The sequence below is a fragment of the Janthinobacterium sp. DSP2-3-3 genome (assembly GCF_049897325.1).
Taxonomy (GTDB): domain Bacteria; phylum Pseudomonadota; class Gammaproteobacteria; order Burkholderiales; family Burkholderiaceae_D; genus Janthinobacterium.
In genome coordinates, this window is record NZ_JAFCWA010000003.1 from 65,229 (window position 1) to 87,632 (window position 22,404).

General features: G+C 62.0%; 20 protein-coding genes and 1 tRNA gene. 7 read left to right on the plus strand and 14 right to left on the minus strand.

The features are described 5' to 3' along the window. Nucleotides 1-14 precede the first annotated feature (14 nt). The 12 genes from rng to ACP7DE_RS07100 form a co-directional block, all read right to left on the minus strand. A complete protein-coding gene (rng, locus tag ACP7DE_RS07045; RefSeq protein ID WP_034747098.1) occupies nt 15-1,478 on the minus strand; it encodes a ribonuclease G in 1,464 nt (487 codons plus the stop codon). A gap of 43 nt (nt 1,479-1,521) precedes the next feature. Further along, the gene (locus tag ACP7DE_RS07050) at nt 1,522-2,142 is read right to left on the minus strand and encodes a Maf family protein (RefSeq protein WP_426071434.1); all 621 of its coding nucleotides are present in this window, start codon (nt 2,140-2,142) and stop codon (nt 1,522-1,524) included. A gap of 7 nt (nt 2,143-2,149) precedes the next feature. Further along, the gene (gene rlmH, locus ACP7DE_RS07055; protein ID WP_034747108.1) at nt 2,150-2,620 is read right to left on the minus strand and encodes a 23S rRNA (pseudouridine(1915)-N(3))-methyltransferase RlmH; all 471 of its coding nucleotides are present in this window, start codon (nt 2,618-2,620) and stop codon (nt 2,150-2,152) included. Between the two features lie 6 nt (nt 2,621-2,626). After that, nucleotides 2,627-3,313: a ribosome silencing factor gene (gene rsfS, locus ACP7DE_RS07060; RefSeq protein ID WP_426071435.1), complete on the minus strand. Its 687-nt coding sequence runs from the start codon at nt 3,311-3,313 to the stop codon at nt 2,627-2,629. Further along, nucleotides 3,314-3,985: a nicotinate-nucleotide adenylyltransferase gene (locus tag ACP7DE_RS07065; protein ID WP_426071436.1), complete on the minus strand. Its 672-nt coding sequence runs from the start codon at nt 3,983-3,985 to the stop codon at nt 3,314-3,316. Then, nucleotides 3,982-4,896: an oxygen-dependent coproporphyrinogen oxidase gene (gene hemF, locus ACP7DE_RS07070; protein WP_426071437.1), complete on the minus strand. Its 915-nt coding sequence runs from the start codon at nt 4,894-4,896 to the stop codon at nt 3,982-3,984. The genes ACP7DE_RS07065 and hemF overlap by 4 nt, the downstream gene beginning before the upstream one ends. Nucleotides 4,897-4,997: 101 nt before the next feature. After that, nucleotides 4,998-5,801, minus strand: coding sequence for a hypothetical protein (locus ACP7DE_RS07075; protein WP_426071438.1), 804 nt, complete (start codon nt 5,799-5,801; stop codon nt 4,998-5,000). Next, nucleotides 5,798-6,238 carry a hypothetical protein gene (locus ACP7DE_RS07080; protein WP_426071439.1) on the minus strand — a complete coding sequence of 147 codons (441 nt, stop codon included), beginning with the start codon at nt 6,236-6,238 and terminating at the stop codon, nt 5,798-5,800. Before ACP7DE_RS07080 ends, ACP7DE_RS07075 begins: the two co-directional genes overlap by 4 nt. 4 nt (nt 6,239-6,242) lie before the next feature. Continuing rightward, a complete protein-coding gene (locus ACP7DE_RS07085; protein WP_426071440.1) occupies nt 6,243-7,526 on the minus strand; it encodes a hypothetical protein in 1,284 nt (427 codons plus the stop codon). A gap of 83 nt (nt 7,527-7,609) precedes the next feature. Then, nucleotides 7,610-8,356, minus strand: a complete 747-nt coding sequence (locus tag ACP7DE_RS07090) for a hypothetical protein (RefSeq protein ID WP_426071441.1) — start codon at nt 8,354-8,356, stop codon at nt 7,610-7,612. A gap of 88 nt (nt 8,357-8,444) precedes the next feature. Next, the gene (gene purD / locus ACP7DE_RS07095) at nt 8,445-9,713 is read right to left on the minus strand and encodes a phosphoribosylamine--glycine ligase (protein ID WP_426071442.1); all 1,269 of its coding nucleotides are present in this window, start codon (nt 9,711-9,713) and stop codon (nt 8,445-8,447) included. A 58-nt stretch (nt 9,714-9,771) separates the two neighbouring features. Then, a complete protein-coding gene (locus ACP7DE_RS07100) occupies nt 9,772-10,497 on the minus strand; it encodes a YebC/PmpR family DNA-binding transcriptional regulator (protein ID WP_010401062.1) in 726 nt (241 codons plus the stop codon). Between the two features lie 186 nt (nt 10,498-10,683). Between ACP7DE_RS07100 and ACP7DE_RS07105 the strand changes: the two genes are divergently transcribed. The 4 genes from ACP7DE_RS07105 (at nt 10,684) to ACP7DE_RS07120 (ending at nt 15,598) form a co-directional block, all read left to right on the plus strand. Next, nucleotides 10,684-13,155, plus strand: coding sequence for an alkaline phosphatase D family protein (locus ACP7DE_RS07105; protein ID WP_426071443.1), 2,472 nt, complete (start codon nt 10,684-10,686; stop codon nt 13,153-13,155). 80 nt (nt 13,156-13,235) lie between these two features. Continuing rightward, nucleotides 13,236-14,156, plus strand: a complete 921-nt coding sequence (locus ACP7DE_RS07110) for a DMT family transporter (protein ID WP_426071444.1) — start codon at nt 13,236-13,238, stop codon at nt 14,154-14,156. A 29-nt stretch (nt 14,157-14,185) separates the two neighbouring features. Continuing rightward, nucleotides 14,186-14,575, plus strand: a complete 390-nt coding sequence (locus ACP7DE_RS07115) for a methylglyoxal synthase (RefSeq protein WP_426071445.1) — start codon at nt 14,186-14,188, stop codon at nt 14,573-14,575. A gap of 93 nt (nt 14,576-14,668) precedes the next feature. Beyond that, a complete protein-coding gene (locus ACP7DE_RS07120) occupies nt 14,669-15,598 on the plus strand; it encodes a quinone oxidoreductase family protein (RefSeq protein WP_426071766.1) in 930 nt (309 codons plus the stop codon). A gap of 169 nt (nt 15,599-15,767) precedes the next feature. Here the strand turns inward: ACP7DE_RS07120 and ACP7DE_RS07125 are convergent, their stop codons facing one another. Continuing rightward, entirely contained in the window at nt 15,768-16,397 is a 630-nt protein-coding gene (locus tag ACP7DE_RS07125; protein ID WP_426071446.1) for a DUF4136 domain-containing protein, read from the minus strand. A 217-nt stretch (nt 16,398-16,614) separates the two neighbouring features. Here ACP7DE_RS07125 and pepN point away from each other — a divergent pair, with 217 nt between their 5' ends. The 3 genes from pepN (at nt 16,615) to ACP7DE_RS07140 (ending at nt 20,498) form a co-directional block, all read left to right on the plus strand. Next, on the plus strand, nt 16,615-19,269 hold the full coding sequence (pepN, locus tag ACP7DE_RS07130; RefSeq protein WP_426071447.1) for an aminopeptidase N: 2,655 nt from the start codon (nt 16,615-16,617) through the stop codon (nt 19,267-19,269). A gap of 34 nt (nt 19,270-19,303) precedes the next feature. Continuing rightward, nucleotides 19,304-20,305 carry a class 1 fructose-bisphosphatase gene (locus tag ACP7DE_RS07135; RefSeq protein ID WP_426071448.1) on the plus strand — a complete coding sequence of 334 codons (1,002 nt, stop codon included), beginning with the start codon at nt 19,304-19,306 and terminating at the stop codon, nt 20,303-20,305. 117 nt (nt 20,306-20,422) lie between these two features. After that, nucleotides 20,423-20,498, plus strand: a tRNA-Thr gene (locus tag ACP7DE_RS07140). 107 nt (nt 20,499-20,605) lie between these two features. Here the strand turns inward: ACP7DE_RS07140 and ACP7DE_RS07145 are convergent. Continuing rightward, complete coding sequence (locus tag ACP7DE_RS07145) at nt 20,606-22,006, minus strand: PLP-dependent aminotransferase family protein (RefSeq protein WP_426071449.1); 1,401 nt, start codon at nt 22,004-22,006, stop codon at nt 20,606-20,608. Nucleotides 22,007-22,404: the final 398 nt, after the last annotated feature.

Here is a 22,404-nt window from a genome sequence, read left to right on the forward strand (position 1 = left end):
GAGAGCGTGGTCGCCTACATCAAAATCACGTCGTACTGTTCCTGGTGGTAGGCATTCTCCACCTGCAGCGAGATTTTCTTGCCGATGAAATCACCGAGCATGGCCAGGTGCTGCGACTCTTCTTCGAGGAACAGATCCACGACTTCCTGCGAGGCGAGGATGCGGAACTCGCGCGGGTTGAACTGTTTTGCTTCGCGCAGCAGTTCGCGCAGGATTTCATAGCAGATCGTGCGCGAGGTCTTGACTTGTCCCTTGCCGGCGCAGGCGGGGCAGGGTTCGCACAGGATGTGGGCCAGCGACTCGCGCGTGCGCTTGCGCGTCATTTCTACCAGGCCCAGCGGCGAGAAATTGCTGACGGAAACCTTGGTGCGGTCGCGCGACAGGGTGCGTTTCAGTTCGGCCAGCACGGCATTGCGGTGCTCGGCGTTGTCCATGTCGATGAAGTCGAGGATGATGATGCCGCCCAGGTTGCGCAGGCGCAGCTGGCGCGCGATGGCGTGCGCCGCTTCCAGGTTGGTCTTGAAGATGGTGTCGGCAAAATTGCGTCCGCCTACGAAACCGCCCGTGTTGACGTCGATGGTGGTCATCGCTTCCGTCTGGTCGACGATTAGGTAGCCGCCCGATTTCAGGTCGACGCGGCGGCCCAGCGCGCGTAGGATTTCTTCTTCCACGCCGTACAGGTCGAACAGGGGGCGCTCGCCCGTGTAGTGCTGCAAGCGCGTCAGTTCGCTGGGCGTGTAGATTTCCGCGAATTCGCGCAATTTCACATAGTTTTCGCGCGAGTCGACCTGGATGGTGGCCGTTTCATCGCCGACGAAGTCGCGCAGTACGCGCTGCGCCAGGCTCAAGTCCTGGTGCAGCAGGCTGGTGGCGGGACGCGTGCGCGCGCCGTGCGTGATGGTGCTCCAGGTTTTGCGCAGGTAATCGACGTCTGCCTTCAGGTCCGCGTCGGAGGCGTCCTCGGCCATGGTGCGCACGATGTAACCACCTTTTTCATCGGGCGGCAGCAGGCTTTGCAGGCGCACGCGCAATTGCTCGCGTTCCGCTTCCTTTTCGATTTTCTGCGAGATGCCGATGTGCTTGTCTTGCGGCAGGTACACCAGCATGCGCCCGGCGATGGAAATCTGCGTCGACAGGCGCGCACCCTTGGTGCCGATCGGGTCCTTGATCACCTGCACCGTCAGCACTTGGCCGTCGAAGAGGATTTTTTCAATGGGAGCGGGCGTGGCGTTCTGGCCATCGTGGCCGCGCGCTTCCCAGATGTCGGCCACGTGCAGAAAGGCGGCGCGCTCCAGGCCGATGTCGATGAAGGCCGATTGCATGCCCGGCAACACCCGCACCACTTTGCCGGAATACACATTGCCGGCCAGGCCGCGCGTGAGCGTGCGCTCGATGTGCAATTCCTGCACGGCGCCCTGCAAGATGAGGGCGACGCGGGTTTCTTGCGGCGTGATATTGATCAGGATGTCTTCGTTCATGGAGGCGCGGGAGTGGAGGCAACGAATGACATCATACCCGTGTTCAGGGCAGGGGCAAACCTGCTAGCCTTAGCAACTGTGCAGTTTCGTACAGAGGCAGGCCCATGATGCCGGAATGGCTGCCTTCGATATGCTCGACGAACAGCGCGGCGCTGCCCTGGATGCCGTAGCCGCCGGCCTTGTCGTACGGCTCCGGCGTGGCGCAATACGCGGCGATGGCGGCGGGCGAGAGCACGCCGAAGCGCACTTGCGACACCTGCGTGCGCTGCTCGGCGAAATCCTTGTAGTGCACGGCGATCGAGGTGAGCACCTGGTGCGTGCGGCCCGACAGCTGCTGCAGCATGGCCACCGCTTCCGCCCGGTCGACCGGTTTGCCGAGGATGATGCCGTCGATGGTGACGGTGGTGTCGGCGGCCAGCACGGGGCGCGGGGTCAGGTGGCGGCGGCGCACCAGGTCCCAGGCGAAAGCGGCTTTTTCATTCGACACGCGGGCGACATAGTCGAGCGCCGATTCGCCAGCGAAGATTTCCTCGGTGACGTCGGCGCCGCGCGGGCCGTCGCTGCGCAGCAGCAGCAATTCGAAATCGATGCCGATCTGGCGCAGCAGTTCGCGCCGGCGCGGGCTTTTGGAAGCAAGGTAGATCTTGTGATCAGCCGTTTTCATGGGGAGTTCAGACGCGGTGGTAGGGGTGGTTTTGCGTGATCGACCAGGCACGGTACAGCTGCTCGGCGAGGATCACGCGCACCACGCCATGCGGCAGGGTCATGCTGGAAATGCGCAGCATGCCTTCGGCACGCGCCTTGAGTTGCGGATCGAGGCCGTCGGCGCCGCCGATCAAAAAGGCGGTGTCGCGGCCATCCTGCTGCCACGCCATCAACTGCTGCGACAGGCCGACGCTGGTCAGGTCCTTGCCGCGTTCGTCGAGGGCGATGATGCGTACGCCCTTGGGCAGGACGGCTTCGATGCGTTCGCGTTCCAGCGCCATCGCCGTAGCGGCGGTCTTGCTGCCGGAACGCTCCACCGGCTTGATTTCTTTCAGCACGATGCGCAGTTCCGGCGGCATGCGCTTCGCGTATTCCGCGAAGCCCGTCTCTATCCAGGCCGGCATTTTATGGCCGACCGCAGCGATGATGAGCTGCATCGAGGCTTACGCTTCGACTTTTTTGATACGCTTGATCACGGTTTTTGCCGGTGCAGCATCGGCTGCCGGCTTGGCCGCGCGTGGCGCGCGCACTTTTTTCTCTGGCAACGCTTTCAGGGCTTTCACGGCAGCTGCTTCGGTCTTGGTCGGTGCGATTTTCACGGTCTTGCCGACAGCTTTCGAGGCGGCTTTTTTCGCCGGGGCTTTTTTGGCGGCGGTGGCTGCCGTGGCTTTCTTGGCCGGTGTCTTTTTCTCGATCACGGGCGAAACTTCGACCTTGGCCTTGCTGGCCGCCAGATGGCCGCTGATTTTCTTCGGCTCGTCGTCGCTGGCTTTTTTCGGCGCGCGCTTGGCGGCACCCAGCTTGATCGGGGTGTCGCCCCAGATTTCTTCCAGGCGGTAGTAGGCGCGGATAGGTGCTTGCATGATGTGGACGATCATGTCGCCCAGATCGACCAGTACCCATTCACCCGTTTCCTCGCCTTCCATGCCGATGATTTGGCCGCCGGCGTCCTTGACCTTGTCGCGCACCGAGGCGGCCAGCGCCTTGGTTTGACGGTTCGAGGTGCCGGAGACGATCGCGATGCGGTCGAACAGGCTGGTCAGGTGACTCGTTTCGAAGACGGCGATGTCTTGGCCTTTGACGTCTTCAAGGGCGTCAACGACGAGGGTTTGCAGTTTTTTGATGTCCATTTAGCTTTTGTATAAATTATGTTGTTCAATATAGTCTAGCACTAGCGGGGAAACAAGCGAGTTTGCCCGATTCCCCCGTTGTAATGCCGCACGTATTTCGGTGGCGGAGATATCCACCGCGAAGTCCTGTGCCAGATAAGTCAGACCGTGCGGCGTGTTGCGGATGCTTTCCAGCGACCCCAGGCGGCGCGAAAATTCGTCGGCGACCACTTGCGGTACTGCTGTGTCATTCAGCGCGAAGCCGGGGCGGGCCGCGACGCAGATATGCGCGTATTCAAATAATTGCTGCCATTCGCGCCATGTCGCGAGGCGCTGCAGCTGGTCGGCGCCCATCAGGAAAACGATGGAAGCGCGCGGTCCCAGTTCTGCGCGTACCTGGCGCAAGGTATCGATGGTGTAGCTGGCCTGGCCATGTTCGCTGCGCTCGATTTCCTGGCGATCGATCATCACGGGCAAGGACAAGCCGGAAAAAGCCAGGCTGGCCATCTCGGCGCGCTGCCGGCCGGTGGCGCCCAGATTGCCTTTTTGCCAGGGCGCGCCCGCCGGAATCACGCGCAGCTCATCGGCGTGCAACAGGCTGGAAAAATGCGTGCCCAGCGCGACATGCCCTATGTGAACCGGATCGTAGCTGCCGCCCAGCAGCGTCACGCATGCCGTACTACCTTCGGTCACGCCTTCAGCCAGTCGCGGTGCACGAGGAAGTCAGTATACAACGCCGCTTCGGGACTGCCCGCTTCCGGGTGCCAGTCGTAGCGCCACTTGACCACGGGCGGCATCGACATCAGGATCGCCTCGGTGCGTCCGCCCGACTGCAGCCCGAACAGGGTGCCGCGGTCGAACACCAGGTTGAACTCGACATAGCGTCCGCGCCGGTAGCACTGGAAATCGCGTTCGCGTTCGCCGTAGGGCGTGTCCTTGCGCCGCGCCAGGATCGGCACATAGGCGTCAATGAAGGCGTCGCCGGCGCTGCGCAGCATGGCAAAGCTGTTGTCAAAGCCCAGGGCGTTGAAGTCATCGAAGAAAATACCACCGGCGCCGCGCGCTTCGCGCCGGTGCTTCAGGTAGAAATAATCGTCGCACCACTGCTTGAACTTCGGATGCAGCTCCGCGCCAAACGGCGCCAACGCGTCATGGCACACCTGGTGAAAGTGCTTTACGTCGCCCGCATCGCCATAATACGGCGTCAAATCCATGCCGCCACCAAACCACCATACCGCTTCGCCAGCGGCATTCACGGTGCTGAAAAACCGCACATTCATGTGCACCGTGGGCGCATACGGGTTGCGCGGATGCAGCACCAGCGACACTCCCATCGCTTCCCACGCCTTGCCACCCAACTCAGGGCGCGCGGCCGCTGCCGATGGCGGCAGTGCGGTGCCGGTGACGTGCGAAAAATTCACGCCGCCACGCTCGAACACATTGCCTTCCTCGATCAGGCGCGAAATACCGCCACCGCCCTCGGGGCGTTGCCAGGCATCGGTCAGGAAGGGCTTGCCGTCCTGTGCTTCGAGCGCCTGCACGATACGGCTTTGCAAATCGAGCAAATAAGCCTTGACGGCCGAAGGAGAGGGAGTTGACGACATCGCGTGGGCCGACGAGGCCGAAATAAAAAAGTAAGGACGGATTGTACCCTGTAACGGATTTTTGTGATAGCAAAACCGGCGATGCTGTTGCCGGCTCTGCTTTACTGAGGCGGCTTGTCTTGCACCACATGGACATCATATTGCACGCTGTCATGGCCCGGTTGGCGGGCGTGGTCGAGTGCTTGCGCCGCGCGCTGCTGCAGGGCGTCGCGTTCCACCGTGTCGACCGGCTGCGCCAGTGGTGCCACAGGCGTCGGCTGCTCGCGCTTGAGCCACAGCGGCCCCACAATCGCCACGAGCATCAGCATCACCAGCATCAACACTATCATCAGGACGTTGAACGGGCGCGCGGCGCGCCGGCCATACTGGGCCGGCGGTTTGCCGGCAGCATCGACGATCACGCGCGCCAGTTGCGAGCCGTTCGCGCGCGTGCGCGCTTGCAGCTCCTTGTATTGCAGCGGCGATAGCGTGCCCTGTTTCAGCATATGGCGCAAGGCCGCGACGGGCGTGCCGGCCAGGTGATCGGCGGGCAGGCTGTCGTGGGCGGCGTCGCGCTGCCACGGGTTGATCAGGTTCTGGTCGTACAGCGCGTCGACCGCCTGCCGGTTCACTTGCTGCAGCGCGGCGCTGGCCAGTTGCCGTCGTGGTTCATCGGCGGGCAGCTTGCGCGGCATCTTGAAAAAACGCTCCTCGGGCACCAATTCGGCGCTCAGCAGCCAGGCCAGCGTCCTGATCTGGTCGGCATTCATCGCCAGTTCCGGCACATCGATGTCTTCGGCAGCATTGTGCGCGCGCTGCAGGTCGATGATCTCCAGCTCGGCCAGCGTATCGTCGTATTCGTCGCTGGTGATCAGGCCGAGGTGCAGCAGTTCTGCCAGCGGTAGCAGGCGTGGATCGGTGCTCATGGCTGCAGGCCTCCGGTAAGCAAGCGATACACCGCGGACATCACCAGGATCTGCCCCAGCACGATCAGCGCGCCTTTCCAGGCCGGTGGCCGCTTGTACGCGATGCGGTCGTGACCATGGCGCAGCCTGGACGCTTCCATGATTTCGCGCGCCAGTTCGCTGCCATGTTCACGTACGTGAACTTCCAGCGCCTCGAACTGCGCCGTCGGCAGGACGTCGTTGACCACCAGCCAGCGCATGGCGATCCAGGACGTATAAAACATGCGGTCGTCTGGCGCGGCCGCGTGTGCGGCATTGCGCTGGAACTGGTTCAGCAAATCGAGGTCGTACAAGGCGTCGACATCGCGTTCCGAGTTAGCCTCGTCCAGTTCCTGCGCGGTGATCAGGCCAAGCTGGTACAGCTGGCCCAGCGATGCGTGGGGCGGTTCGATCTGCATGGACTTACTCTTTTACTTTGGCCTGGCGCAGTTCGCCGGCAAATTGCGGCGTCACCGACCAGCCATTGCCGGAGCTTTCTTCGCTGCTGCGCTGAAAGGTGAAGTCGCCTTCCAGCATGACCGCCGATCCGCCGTTGAGCATGCTCAGCACGGCGTCATTGCGTTCGATCAGCAGGCGGCAGGAATAAACGCCCGGCGAGATTTCCTTGCATGGCGCCAGCGGTTCGATTTCGGCGATTTCGCGCGTGCGTTCCATCGATTGCGTCAGCGAAAACGCTTGCCGTGGCCGGGGCATGATGCGCGCACCATCCATGCCGTCGCGGAAAGCCTTTTCCAGCGCCTCGCGTCCCAGGGGCTTGGCTTGCTGGGCAAAGTCGCCATCCTGGATGGTGCCAAAGCGCGCCTGGACCAGCAACGGTTGCGCGCCCACATAGCTGATGCGGCTCTTGCTGCCGCTGTCGTCGCGCGCGACGGTATAGGCATAGTCCATCTTCTCGCCATCGAGTGCTATCGTGGCCAGGCAGCCACGGATATTTTGTGACGAGGCGTAACCGGCTTCTTTCACGTCGTGCAGGCTTGCTTTGCCCATGCCTTCCGGCGCCGCCTTGTTGAGCATGCGTGTCACGGTGGTGAGCGTGTTAGTGGCGTCGCACTCGGGGACAGAATTGCCACTGACCAGGTACCAGACCATGCCCGCCAGCGCCAGCGGCGCGACGATTACCCAGATCAGGCGCGAACCGGGAAACAGGCCATCGAGGATCACGCCGCGTACCGCCTTTTTATGTTCATCCTGGCGCCCTTGCGCATGCTGGACCACGCGCTTTGCATCATCGCTGCCGCCGGACTCGATGCGTTGGGCCATGGACTTGAATTCTGCGCGCGGCAGCAGTCCCACATGCAGCATCCAGTTCAGCGCCTCGCCCGGCGTGGGCAGCAAAACGTCGCCGGGCAGGTGTGCCAGCGCCCGCTGGTACAGCTCTGGCGTGATCAGCGTTTCGTCACGCAACTGATCGAGCGATACGCGATTGAGCACTTCCACCAGTTGCTGCAAGATCGACAAACGCAGTGCCAGCTCGTCGCCGCTGAAGTTGCGCGCCACGCTCAATGACAGGCTTGTCACATCCTCGGACGTAATGATCTGGCGCCGGTACAACCACATCAAGGTGTCGGGTAGCGGCGTACCGATGGCGAGCTGTGGCAAGTCGGGATGCGCAAGCGCATGCTCGCGCTGGCGGCGCGTGAGCAGCTTCAGCACATGCAGCGCCTCGACGGAAATATGCGTGGACACAGGTAGCTTGCTTGTCATCGGGAGTGGGTTTATCAAGAATTAAGATGATAAACTTTACAATAAAATCTCGTTTCCCCAGCGCACTATTGAAGCTGCGCCTGATCCAGTTCTGTCCTGAACTGCGGTGTTACTGACCAGTTCTTGCCATCCTTGCTGCGCTGGAAAGTAAAGTCGCCTTGCTGCAGCACCGAGACTGCCAGCACCTTTGTTGCGGCAGCGGGCACAAGGTCGTTACGGGCCAGCAGCAGACGGCAGGAAACCACGCCGGGCAACACATCTTTGCATGGTCCCAGCGCTTCAATATCGCCAATTTCACGGTAGTGCTGCGGCGACGCCACTGCGTTGAGATTGACATGGTAGAGCGGCTTGCCGCGCAGTGCATCCATGCCGGTCAGCACCGCATTCTTCAGCCCATCGCGCCCGATGGGCTGGCCCTGCTGCACAAAACCGCCATGCCAGGCGATGTCGGCAAAGCGCGTTTGCACGATGCCCGGATGCGCGTGGTCATAGCCCAGCCGGCTTTTGCGGCGGCCTTCCACACGCGAAATGGTCCAGGCGTATTGCATCGGCTTGCCGTCCTGGATGACGGTGGCCAGGCAGCCACGGGTTTTTTGCGACCAGGCATAGCCGGCCTGTTTGATATCGTGCAGGCTGAATTTGCCATCCGTGACCGCGGCCACGTTTTGTCTGGTGTCACAGCGCGGTACGGCATAGCTGCTGAACCAGTACCAGGCCAGGCCGGCAACGAGCAGCGAGGCAAGCGTCAGCCAGGCCAGGGGGCTCACCGGGGCATCGTTGTCTGGTGCGGCAAGGCCGGTTGGAATGGTCATGGCGAGCAATGGGGCTGACAATCAAAATGAAAACGGGCCGGGGCGGATGCATTCCGCGCCGGCCCGCCGTGTGATCGTTATGGGGCGATCAATGCTTCAAACCGCGCCAGCCGATATCGCGGCGGTACTGCGCGCCATCGAAATGGATTTTTTCCACGGTTTCATACGCCTGCTTCTGCGCCATCTTGATGCTGTCGCCCAGGCCCACCACGCACAGCACGCGGCCACCGTTGGTGACCAGGCGCTCGCCCTCGATGCTGGTGCCCGCATGGAAGGTCACCGAGTCATGCGTTTCGGCCGGGATGTCGCCGATAGCCGTGCCCTTGACGGGATCGTCCGGGTAGCCGGCGGCGGCCATCACCACGCCGACGGCGGTGCGGCGGTCCCATTCCAGTTCCACCGCGTCGAGCGTGCCGTTGACGGCGTGCTCCATGACGCTCACCAGGTCGGTTTTCAGGCGCGTCATGATGGGTTGCGTTTCCGGGTCGCCCATGCGGCAGTTGAATTCCAGGGTCTTCGGCGTGCCCTTGTCGTCGATCATCAGGCCGGCGTACAGGAAGCCTGTAAACGTGATGCCATCCTTGGCCATGCCCTGAATGGTCGGTACGATGATTTCGCGCATGACGCGCGCATGCATGGCCGGCGTGACGATCGGCGCCGGCGAATACGCGCCCATGCCGCCCGTGTTCGGGCCCTGGTCGTGGTCCTTCAGGCGCTTGTGGTCCTGGCTGGTGGCCAGTGGCAGGATGTTCTTGCCGTCGCACATGACGATGAAGCTTGCTTCTTCGCCGGCGAGGAATTCCTCGATGACGATGCGCGCGCCGGCGTCGCCGAACTGGTTATCGGCCAGCATCATGTCGACCGCCTGGTGCGCTTCTTCCAATGTCATGGCAACGACCACGCCCTTGCCAGCGGCCAGGCCGTCGGCCTTGATGACGATGGGCGCGCCCATGGCATCGATGTAGGCATGCGCGGGCGCGACGTCGGAAAACGTCTGGTAAGCGGCAGTCGGAATGCCGTGGCGCTGCATGAAGGCCTTGGCGAAGTCCTTCGACGATTCCAGCTGCGCCGCCTCTTTCGTCGGGCCGAAGATTTTCAGGCCGCGCGAGCGGAACAGGTTGACGATGCCCGCTGCCAGCGGCACTTCCGGACCGACGACCGTGAGGCCGATGTGTTCCTGCTGAACGAAGTCGGCCAGCAATTGCGGGTCGCTGATGTCGAGATTGACCAGGCGCGCATCGCGTGCGGTGCCACCATTGCCCGGCGCGACATACACCATCTGTATGCGTTCGGACTGGGCCAGTTTCCAGGCCAGGGCGTGTTCGCGGCCGCCAGAGCCGACTACCAGAATTTTCATAGGGACCGTTCGTTCAGTGTGGGTTGCAGGGCGGCGGTGCCGCCCTTGATGTTGTCGCTTAGTTCTCGATCAGGGCGTTGGTAAAGACTTCCTGGACGTCGTCCAGCAACTCCAATGCATCGATCAGCTTTTGCATCTTGATGGCGTCGTCGCCCGCGTACACGGTTTCTGTCGCCGGTTTCATGATGACTTCGGCTACTTCGGCCTTGAATCCGGCCGCTTCCAGCGCTTCCTTGACGGTGGCGAAATCGTGCACGGGGGTCAGCACTTCGAAGCCGCCTTCCTCGTCCGCGATGACGTCGTCGGCGCCCGCTTCCAGCGCCGCTTCCATCAGCTTGTCTTCGTCGGTGCCCGGCGCGAACAGCAATTGGCCGCAGTGCTGGAACATGAAGGCGACGGAGCCTTCGTTGCCCATGTTGCCGCCATTCTTGTTGAAGGCGTTGCGCACTTCGGCCACCGTGCGCACCTTGTTGTCGGTCATGCATTCGACGATGACGGCTGCGCCACCCACGCCGTAGCCTTCGTAGCGCACTTCTTCGTAGTTGGCGCCATCGACGCCGCCGCTGCCGCGGTTGATCGCGCGCTGGACGTTGTCTTTCGGCATGTTCGCGTCAGCCGCCTTGTCGACCGCCAGGCGCAGGCGCGGATTGGTGATGGCGTCGGCGCCGCCCATGCGGGCCGCGACCGTGATTTCCTTGATCAGGCGCGTCCAGATTTTGCCGCGCTTGGCATCGGTGGCAGCCTTTTTATGCTTGATATTGGCCCATTTGCTATGTCCTGCCATGTCGAATCTTCCTTAGACGAGGTGTTCAATTGTGGCCGACATTTTAGCATATTGCCCCCCTGCGAAGCGGCATGGCCCCGTCATCAAGCCGACACATTTTGTTGTTAAAGTGACGCGCTTTCATGTTATGCATCATCCCACCACTCCAATAATCAAGATTAAGGGCGCGACATCATGGCAAGTCAAATGGATAGACGGCAATTTCTGAAATTGGGCGGTTTTATAACTGTCTCTGTCGCCACTGTCGGCCTCGCCGCCTGCGGCAGCACCGATTACAGCGATCCTGGCGTGCCGCTGGCATCCGGCAGCGACTGGAAATTCCCGCAAAGCGTGGCCTCGGGCGATCCGCGCGCCGACAGCGCCATGCTGTGGACGCGCGTCGTGCCCGCCAGTTTTGACGCCGTCGCCCCCGCCGTGGCCGGCAAGTCGGACGTGGCCGTGCGCCTGATCGTCAGCGCCAGCGACAATACGGCCGCCCTGGGCAGCAACACGGCCCTGGCCGGCACACCCATCGTCGATGCGAAACTGCCGCTGAAAGCCGATTTCGACAATACCCTGCGCCACAAGGTGACGGGCTTGCAAGCTGGCCAGGTGTATTTTTACCAATTCATCGCCGGCGACGTGCGCTCGAACGTGGGCCGCTTCAAGACGGCGCCCGCGGCCACGGCTGACGTGTCGCAGCTGCAGTTCGCCTATCTGACGTGCCAGGACTGGAGCATCAACCATTGGGGCGCGCTGTCGCACATCGCCGCCAACGAGTCGCTCGATTTTATTGTCCACCTGGGCGATTACATCTATGAAACGGTGGGCGAGGCCTTCCAGAGCGGCGCAGTGGAAAGCCGCCACGACCGCTTGATCCTGCCGGACGGCACGTACAAGAGCGGCAACGCCGGCGCCAAGTACGCGACCACGGTGGCCGACTACCGCTACCTGTACAAGAAATACCGCACCGATACGCGCCTGCAAGCCGTGCACGAGCGTTTTGCCTTCATCGCCATCTGGGACGACCACGAATTCACGGACGACGCCTGGCAGGACGCTTCCACCTATGAAAGCATCGTGGCGACGGACGGCAGCGACCTGCACCAGCCAAATCGCCGCCGCAGCGCCAACCAGGCCTGGTTCGAATACATGCCGGCCGACGTCACGTTCGATGCTGCCGCGACAACGTTCCAGAACATCCAGATCTACCGCGATTTCCAGTTCGGCAAACTGATGCAGCTGGTGATGACGGACGAGCGCCTGTACCGCGCTGACCATGCGATTGCCGAGTCGACCATCAACCCGGCCACGGGCAAGCCGCTGGGCAGCATCGGCAGCCGCTACCTGGTGCCGCAAGCGCTGTTCGACAGCGTGGAAGGGCAGAAAATGGCCGCCGCCACCAAGGCTGGCGCCGACCCGCTGGCTGCCGTTGGCATGCTGGGCAGCACGCAGCGCGACTGGTGGAAAAGCAAGATGAAGGCCGCCACGTCCACCTGGAAGCTGTGGGGCAATGAAGTGTCATTGCTGCGCATGGGCTTGAATGGCACGGATGCGATAGCCACCTTGTTGGCGCTGAGCGCCATGTCGAACGTGGGCAAGGCCATCGCCAGCACCCTGCCTTTGGTGGGCGGCAGCGTGCCGCTGGCCTCGGCCATCGTGGCCGCTTCGACGGCGGGCGCATCGACGACCGTGGCGCAAGCGGCGGCCATGGCGATTGCCGGCGCGGCAGCCAACGCCAGCGCACAGGGCGCCGCTGCTGTGGGCGCCGGCTTGAGTGCGGCCCAGGCCGGTATAACGGTGGCTGCCTACAACAGCGGCTCGCCGGCCGCCGCCGCGCAAGTGATCGCCTTCGGCTGGATCAAGCCCGACGTGCAGGCCAAGGGCGCCGCATCGAGTTTTGTGGCCGCTTCCGGCCAGCAAGCGGCGCTGACGCCATTCTTCACGCGTTTCCTGCTCAATTGCGACCAGTGGGATGGCTATAACGGCGAGCGCAGGAACCTGATGGCGCACCTGAAGACGAATGCCATCGGCAACGTCGTGGCCATCACGGGCGATATCCATTCCTTCTTTGCCGGCACGGTCAGCGACGACTTCGACGCGGCCGGCGGCGGCACGCCCGTCATGGTGGACCTGGTGTCGGCCGGCGTCAGCTCCGACTCCTTCTTCAGCTACCTGAAGTCGGCCGCCGGCAGCATGGGCGACATTGGCACCCTCGTCAGCTATCCGCTGGCCATTCCCGTCACAGGCCTGGGTTCGGTCAACCTGGACATCAACCTGCTCGACTACACCATGGGCAAGGCGGCGCCCACCATCGACAGCTTGCTGGAGCAATTGCGCGTGCAACTGCGCGGCGCCTTGGCCGCCAAGGGCGTGCCGGAAGCGCAGCTGGACGCCACGGTTACAGCCGTACAGGCAGGCTTGAAAGCGAGCACTGACTTCAGCGCGACCCTGCTGGGCCTGGCACAGCAATTGTCTAGCCTGGGCAATAATCCATGGATCAAGCATCTGAATACGGATGCGCAGGGCTACACGGTAGTCACCTTGACACCGGGCAAGTTGGTGGCGCAGTTCAAGCAGGTCAACAAGCTGATCGGCACCGCGGCACCAAGCAACGTGATTGCGCGCGTGACGACGGCCACGGTGGCGGCTGGTACGGTGGGGGTCAGTATTTCCTAAGCCGTCGCTGGAATGGGGGCTGGCGGCCGGTGCGGAGGGGCAGGCCCGGCAAACTTGTGCTTATCCATTACAATCTGGGCATGAGCTCCAGTTCCCCGCAAGCAAGTCCTGCATCGATTCCCCGTTCCGTCTACCTCGGTGGCCTGGCCATCGCTGTGGGCGGGGCGGTGTTGTTTTCCACCAAGGCCATCGTCGCCAAGCTGCTGTACCGCTACCAGATCGATGCCGTCACCCTGATCGCCTTCAGGATGATTTTCTCGCTGCCCGTATTCGCCGTCATCGCCTGGTGGAAGATGCGCACGGAGCCGCCGCTGTCGACCAGCGACCGCTGGCGCCTGGTCGGACTGGGTCTCGTCGGCTATTACCTGTCCAGCTATCTGGACTTTCTTGGCTTGCAATACATTTCCGTTGGACTGGAGCGCCTGATCCTGTTCCTCACGCCCACCTTCGTGCTCCTGATTACCACGGTGTACTTCAAGCAGAGCATCAGCCGTCTGCAATGGATGGCCCTGTTCACCTCGTATTGCGGCATCGTGCTGGTCTTCGTGCACGACTTGCAGGGCGGCGCCAGCAATGTGGCGCTGGGTTCCACTTTAGTGCTGGGCTCGGCCTGTTCGTACGCCGTGTATCTGCTGGGCTCCGGCGAACTGGTGAAGCGCATCGGCTCGATGCGGCTCGTTTCCTACGCGATGTGCGTGGCCAGCTTTGCCTGCATCGCCCAATTCTTCATCCTGCGCCCCGTCGAGCTGCTGATCCAGCCCATGCCCGTGTATGGCTTGTCTGTATTAAATGGCATCTTTTGCACGGTGATGCCCGTCTTCATGACGATGATCGCCGTGGAACGCATCGGCGCGCCCGTCGCCTCGCAGGCGGGCATGATCGGCCCCGTGTCGACCCTGTTCCTGGGCGCCATGATCCTCGATGAACCGATCACCAACTGGCAACTGGCTGGCACCAGCCTGGTATTGGCCGGTATTTACTTGCTGTCGAAAAAGAAATAATTCCTCCAACCACTGAAAACGCTCCGAACATGAAAACACGCATCGCCCTGATTGCCCACGACAAGAAAAAAGATGACATGATTACCCTGGCGGGCGAATACCTGGATTTTTTGAAGGGTTGTGACCTGTCGGCCACGGGTACTACGGGCGGCCGCCTGATCAACGAGCTGGGCTTGCAAGTGGAGCGCAAGCATTCCGGCCCGTTCGGCGGCGACTTGCAGATTGGCTCGCTGCTGGTGGAAGGCTTGATCGATTGCGTGATCTTCCTGCGCGATCCGATGACGCCGCAGCCGCACGAGCCGGACATCAACGCCCTGGTGCGCGCCTGCGACGTGCACAACGTGGCGTGCGCGACGAATCTGTCGTCGGCGCACCTGGTGCTGTCGCAGCTGCAGGCGCTGGCCAACGCGGCTGCCTGACGTTTTTCCCGATTCTTCTTCAAGGAGCATATTGTGAGCGCAACGATTACCACCAAAGCCATCCGCGTGCAGCGCGTGGGCGGCCCGGAAGTGATGGAATACGTGGACGTGGAGCTGCCGCCGCCCGGTCCCGGCGAAGCGCGCGTGAAACACGAGGCGATCGGCCTCAATTTCATCGATGTGTATTTCCGCTCGGGCCTGTATCCGCAGCCGCTGCCCAATGGCCTCGGTGTCGAGGGCGCGGGCATCGTCGAGGCGGTGGGCGAGGGTGTCACGGAAGTCAAGGTGGGCGACCGTGTGGCCTACGCGGCGCGCATCAATGGCGCGTATGCGCAGCAGCGCAACTTGCCGGCGGCCCTGTTGCTGGCGCTGCCCGAGCGTATCGGTTTCGATACGGCTGCCGCCATGATGCTGCAAGGCTTGACGGTGCAATACCTGTTCCACCGCACGGTGGCTCTGAAGGCGGGCGACACTATTCTGTTTCACGCGGCCGCGGGCGGCGTGGGCTTGATCGCTTGCCAGTGGGCGAAGGTGCTGGGCGTGAACCTGATCGGCACGGCCGGCTCCGATGAAAAGGCGGCGCTGGCCAAGGCGCATGGCGCGGCCCACGTCATCAACTACAACACGGAAAACTTCGTCGAGCGCGTGCGCGAGATCACCGGCGGCAAGGGTGTTTCTGTCGTGTACGATTCCATCGGCAAGGATACGTTTACTGGCTCGCTCGACTGCCTGGCGCCGCTGGGCATGATGGTCAGCTTCGGCAATGCCTCCGGCCCCGTGCCGGCGTTTACCTTGTCCGAGCTGGCCTCGCGCGGTTCGCTCTTCCTCACGCGCCCCGCCCTGTTCAGCTATGCCTCCAACCGCGTGAACCTGGAAGAGATGGCCGCTTCGTTGTTCGGCGTGGTCAGCAGTGGCGAAGTGCAGATCGAGATCAACCAGCACTATAGCCTGGCCCATATCGCCCAGGCGCACGCGGACTTGGAAGGGCGCAAGACCACTGGTTCGACCATCATCGTGCCATGAGCGGCGCACATGATGGCACGCCGAAGTTCGGCCGCCTGCTGATCGTGCTGGTGCTGGCAGTGGCCCTGATCGGCGTGCTCACTTTTGCCGCCGAAGCGTATTACTCGTAGACATGAAAAAACCGGCTTGCGCATTGCTGCATAAGCCGGTTTTTTGTGTTGCCACGTCATTACTCTATTTTAACTTCGACTTTACGGGGCACGCCGCTCTGGCCGGGGAAGTCGGCAAAGGCGCTGGCCACCATGGCTGGCATCACTTGCGACGTGGCGCGTTTGTTGCTGGTCGATTGCACGGTCACGTCGTACAGTTTCTTGCCGCTGCGGTCATTGATCGTCACGCGCAATTCGCGTTCGTATTTATGTCGTACGCTTTCTTCGATATCCATCGGACCATACCAGTAAGGGTTGTAGCCAAAGCGGCCATAGCCTGGCCATGCGCCGTAGCGATAGCCGTAGCGGCCAGGCCAGTAGCCGGGGCCATACCAGAATGGATCGGTGGCTTGCAGCACGCGCTCAGGATAGTCGACTGTCGAAAAATGCATCGCCACGCGCAAGTTGGCTGCCGCCGGGCCGGAAGCTTCGCCGAAGCCGTGTTTTGCCAGTTCCGCGCGCACCAGGTTTTGGTAGCTGCGGTATTCCAGCGTGTCGTTTTCGGGCGCTGGCGCTTCAAAAGCATACGATTTGTCCTGCAATTGCGCAGGCCACTCATGGAAGACGGTCACATCGCTGCGTATGGTGGTGGCGCATCCGGTCAGCAACACGGTCAATGCAGCCATCATGATGGTCAGATATCGTTTCATGGCATGATCTCCTGATAGTAGAGGCAATTCATCGTCTAATATGATAAGAATAGTGCTGTTTGTTCCCATGCATTATTACAGAATGTTACCTGGTATGTCGGCGTGTAAGGGAATCCAACATTCCTGATCTGAATCGGTGCAATTGGCGGGTGAATCGGTCCTTTCCCTGCCTGGTGTTGGTAAAATAGGCTTTTGCCTCCGCTCCCACCCATTCCCTATGCGCACAGACAGCCCTCAGACGATTTACCGCAAAGATTACACGCCGCCCAGCTTCCTGGTTGACAGCGTCGAACTTGGTTTCGATCTTGATCCCGCCCGCACAGTGGTGGCGAGCCGGATGCGCATGCGCCACAACCCGGCCAGCACCAGCCGCAGCATCGAATTGCACGGCGAACACATCGAACTGGTGCAAGTGCGCCTGAACGGCAAGCTGCTGAAACCGTCGCAGTACACCTTGACGGCCGGCATGCTGACCATTCCCAAGGCGCCGGACGAGGTCCTGCTCGATATCGAAACGGTACTGTCGCCGCAGGACAATACCTCGCTGTCCGGTTTATATGTGTCGAACCATAACTTCTTTACGCAGTGCGAAGCCGAAGGCTTCCGCCGTATCACCTTCTTCCCAGACCGTCCGGACGTGATGGCTAAATACACCGTCATGTTGCGGGCCGACAAGGACAAATATCCGGTGTTGTTGTCGAACGGCAACTTGATCGAAGAGGGCGACCTGGGCGACGGCCGCCATTACGCCAAGTGGGAAGATCCGTTCAAGAAGCCGTCTTACCTGTTTGCCCTGGTGGCGGCGCGCCTGGTGTGCCAGGAAGAACGCTACACGCTCAAGTCCGGCCGCGAAGTGCTGCTGCAGGTGTGGGTGGAAGAGGGCAACCTGGATAAAACCGATTACGCCATGCAGTCGCTGAAAAACTCGATCCGCTGGGATGAGGAGCGCTTCGGCCTGGAGCTGGACCTGGACCGCTTCATGATCGTCGCCGTGGGCGACTTCAACATGGGCGCCATGGAAAACAAGGGTTTGAACATCTTCAATACCAAGTATGTGCTGGCCAATTCGCGCGTGGCGACCGACGTCGATTACGCGGGCATCGAAGCGGTGGTGGGCCACGAGTACTTCCATAACTGGACCGGCAACCGCGTGACGTGCCGCGACTGGTTCCAGCTGTCGCTGAAAGAAGGTCTCACGGTGTTCCGCGACCAGGAATTCTCGGCCGACATGATCGGCACGGACACGGGCCGCGCCGTCACGCGCATCGACCAGGTGCGCACCCTGCGCCAGGCGCAGTTCCCTGAAGATGCCGGTCCGATGGCGCATCCCGTGCGTCCCGATTCTTTCGTCGAGATCAATAACTTTTATACCGTCACCATCTACGAAAAGGGCGCCGAAGTGGTGCGCATGGTCCAGACCCTGGTGGGCCGCGACGGCTTCCGCAAGGGCATGGACCTGTACTTTGAACGTCACGATGGCCAGGCCGTGCAGTGCGACGACTTCCGCGCCGCCATGGCGGACGCGAATGGCCGCGATTTTACGCAATTCGAGCGCTGGTACAGCCAGGCCGGCACGCCCATCGTCAAGGCCTCCACGCGCTACGACTCTGCCAGCCAGACGTTCGAACTGACCCTGGCGCAAAGCTGTCCCGCCACGCCGGGCCAGCCGAAAAAACTGCCATTCCATATTCCCGTCACCGTCGGCTTGCTGGGCGCGGATGGGCGCGACCTGCCGCTGTACGTGCATGGCGTGGTGTCGAACGGCGCCACCAGCGTGGTGCTGGAGCTGACCGAGGCCTCGCAAACCTTCCGCTTTACGCAGGTGGGGGAAGTCCCCGTGCCATCGCTGCTGCGCGACTTTTCCGCCCCCGTGGTGCTGGAATACGACTATACCGACGCCGAGCTGCTGCACCTGTTCCGACACGACAGCGATCCGGTCAACCGCTGGGAAGCGGGCCAGCGCCTGGCCATGGAACGTTTGCTGAAACTCACGGGCGCCGTCGCCGCCGGAGAGGCCTTGGTGCTTGATGACACCTTCATCGCCGCGCAGCGCGCCTTGCTGGCCGACGAAACGCTCGATCCTGCCTTCCGCGAGCTGGCCTTGATCCTGCCATCGGAAACCATCATCGCCGAGCGCATGGCGCAAGTCGATCCGCAGGCGATCCATGCGGCGCGCCAGTTCATGCGCAGCACCATCGCTGCCGCCTTGAAGCCTGAATTGCGGGCGCAGTACCACACCAACCAGACGCCGGGCGAATACAGCCCTGACGCCCTGTCGGCCGGCAAGCGGGCGCTGAAAAATCTGGCCCTGTCCTACCTGCTGATCGCACCAGGCAATGTTGAACTGGCGCTGGCGCAGCAGCAGTTCGACAGCGCCGGTAACATGACGGACCGTGCGGCTGCGCTGGCGGCCCTGATACATTCGGGTTCGCAATCGCATGCAGAGGCCGCGCTGGCCAGTTTCTATGCCGACTTCGTGAACGAAGCGCTGGTGGTCGACAAGTGGTTTGCCATGCAGGCGGCCGCGCCAACGAGCGATGTGCAAGCCGTGCGCCAGTTGATGACGCATCCGGCGTTCACCTTGAAAAATCCGAACCGCGCGCGCAGCCTGATCTTCAATTTCACCAACGGCAATCCGTCGCAATTCCATGCGCAAGACGGCAGCGGCTACGCCTTCTGGGCCGAGCAAGTTATCGCGCTCGACGCCCTGAACCCGCAAGTGGCCGCGCGCCTGGCGCGTTCCATGGACCGCTGGCGCCGTTACGTGCCCGCGCTGCAAAGTCACATGCGCGACGCGCTGGAACAAGTCGCCGGCCAGGCCAGCCTGTCGAATGACGTGATGGAAGTGGTCAGCAAGGCTTTAGCGAACTAGCACGGCAAATCATCACCAAAACAAAAGGGAATTCATGAAACGCATCAGTCTTACGCAATACCTGGTTGAAGAGCAGCGCTCGAACAACAGCATTCCCGCCGAACTGCGCCTGCTGATCGAAGTCGTCGCGCGCGCTTGCAAGACTATCAGCCACGCTGTCGGCAAGGGCGCCCTCGGTGAAGTGCTGGGCACGGCCGACACGGAAAACGTGCAGGGCGAAGTGCAGAAAAAGCTCGACATCATCTCCAACGAGATTTTGCTCGAAGCGAATGAATGGGGCGGCCACCTGGCAGCCATGGCGTCGGAAGAAATGGAATCGATTCACCCGATCCCGAACCGCTATCCGAAGGGCGAATACATGCTGCTGTTCGACCCACTCGATGGCTCGTCGAACATCGACGTCAACGTCTCGATCGGCACCATTTTCTCGGTGCTCAAAGCCCCGGAAGGCATGGGGCAGCCGACCGAGCAGGACTTCATGCAGGCCGGCACCAAGCAGGTTGCCGCCGGTTACGCCGTGTACGGCCCGCAAACCATGCTGGTGCTGACCTTCGGCAATGGTGTGAACTGCTTTACCCTGGACCGCGAAATGGGTTCGTGGGTGCTCACGCAAAGCAATATGCAGATTCCGGCCACCACCAAGGAATTTGCCATCAATATGTCGAACGCGCGCCACTGGCATCCGCCCGTGAAGCGCTATGTCGACGAACTGCTGGCCGGCGATACGGGCCCGCGCGGCACCAACTTCAACATGCGCTGGATCGCATCGATGGTGGCCGACGTACACCGCATCCTGAACCGCGGCGGTATCTTCATGTACCCGGCCGACTTGCGCGACACGTCGATGCCGGGTAAGTTGCGCCTGATGTACGAAGCGAACCCGATGGCCTTCATCGTCGAACAGGCCGGCGGCGCCGCCACCGACGGCCAGCAGCGCATCATGGACATCGCCCCGCACAAGCTGCACCAGCGCGTGCCCGTGTTCCTCGGCTCGAAGGACGAAGTGGCCCGCGTCACCGCATATCACGCTGAGTAAAAAAACCGCACTTTTCAGCGATTTTTAGCGGCCCGCAGCCCGGCCGCTAAAAAAAATGAAAAAAGATCGCGTTGACACTAGCAAATTTTATGCATTGTTTGTAGAATGTGGGTCTTCGCCGTTGTAGCTCAGTTGGTAGAGCAGCACATTCGTAATGTGAAGGTCGCCAGTTCGATTCCGGCCAACGGCACCAAGTATTCGCAGTAGAAAAAACCACCGCTCAAACGGTGGTTTTTTTTCGTCTGCAGCTTTATCGCCGCCAGCCTGCGCGGGCGGGATCTCCACCACCTCGCCGCCTGCCTAAATCACAAACTCCCTGCGCACCACCGGCTTGTGCGCCAACAGTAGCGACAGCTTTTTCAAGGCGTTGGCCAGGTGCGCGCGGTCGCGGATGCTGCCCAGCGAGATGCGGATGGCGTTCGGCGGGCGGCTGTCGTAGAAGGCGTCCGAGGCCGTGACGGCCACGCCCTGGGCGCGGGCGGTGGCGGCCAGGTCGCGTGAGGTCCAGTAGCTGGGCAGCGAAAACCATACATGGATGCCCTCGCTGCGCGGATGGCTGGCGCCGGTCAAAAGCGTGCGGATGACGTCCTGGCGCGCGTCCGCTTCGCTGCGCACGCCGGCCAGCAGTTCGCGCGCAGAGCCGTCGTGTATCCATTGCGTCGCCAGTGCCGTCGTCAGGGGCGTGGCCATCAAGGAAAACGAGCGCAGGGCTTGCACGAAGCGTTCGCGCAGATGCGCGTCGGCGATCAATGTGTAGGCCATGCGCAAGCCCGGCGCCAGGCATTTCGACAGCGTGGCGATATACGACACGTGGCCCGGCGCGTAGTGGGCCAGCGGCGGCGGTGCGTCGGCGGCCAGCAGCCAGTACGGGTCGTCCTCGATGATGTGCATGCCGCAGCGCCGGGCCACTTCCGTGATGGCCAGGCGCCGCGCGGCGGGCATGGTGTGTGCCGTGGGGTTTTGCAGGGTGGGATTCAGATAGATGAGACGCGCATGGTGCTTGCGGCAGGCTTTTTCCAGCGCTTCGGGCAGCATGCCGTCCGCATCCGTTTCCACGATGATGGCTTTGCGGTTGAGTTGTCCCGCCGCCAAGCGCAAGCCCGGATACACGGCCGGCTCCGTCAAGATGGTATCGCCGGGCCGGCTCAAGGTCAGTATCAGTGCCGCCAGCGCCGCCTGCGCGCCGGGGCAGGCCACCACGTGCTCTTCCTCGACGTGGTCGAACATGGGCGCCAGCCAGGCGGCCCCCGCCGCGCGGTCGGCCTTGCCGCCGCCGCCCAGGTGATAACTCATCAATAAATCGCTGTCCGTGCGCATCAGTACCTGCGCCACACCCTGTTTCAGCAGGTCGTCGAAATCCACGCCCACGGGCGGCGGCGGGATGTTCATGCTCAGGTCCAGCATCAGCGTCAATTCCACTTTCGGCGCGGCCACATAGGTGCCGCGCGCACCTTGTCCTTCCAGCAGATTCCTGCGCTTGGCCTCGTCGTAGGCGCGCGTCACCGTCGTCAGATCGACCTGGAACAGGGCGGCCAGGCGGCGCTGCGGCGGCAGGCGGTCGCCCGGGCGCAGGCTGCCGTCGGACAGCGCGCGCTCGAGCATGTCGGCGATCTGCAGGTAGCGCGGGCCGCCGTACTGCACGAAGGGCGTGATCCACGCGCTGGCCTGGCTTTCTTTTTGTATGGATTTTGACTGGGACATTTTATCTGCATGTATGGATATTTCTTCCTGTAATTATGGGGAAAAGACGTGTAAAAATCCATACATTTATATGTGTAACAGGCTTTATCTCGTGGTGGCAGGCTTCCTGTGAGTCATGCATAACCCCAAGGAACATGATGCCGCTGCAGATGACGCCCGAGCGCGCACGCTTGCAAGAGTAAGCATGACGGCCAGCGATTTTGACTCTGCGCTGCCGGCGAAATCGCCATTGCGCCTGGATAATGCCATCTTGCAGGATGTGGCGCGCCTGCTGGAAAAGTCGGGCGGCAATTAAGAAACAGCGCGCCAGGCTTGCCGTCCCCCGCTGCTATCCCCGCCGCCCCACCAGGCCGGTAAGGATTGTTATTTCCATCAGGAATTTAAGTCTGGGTCACAAG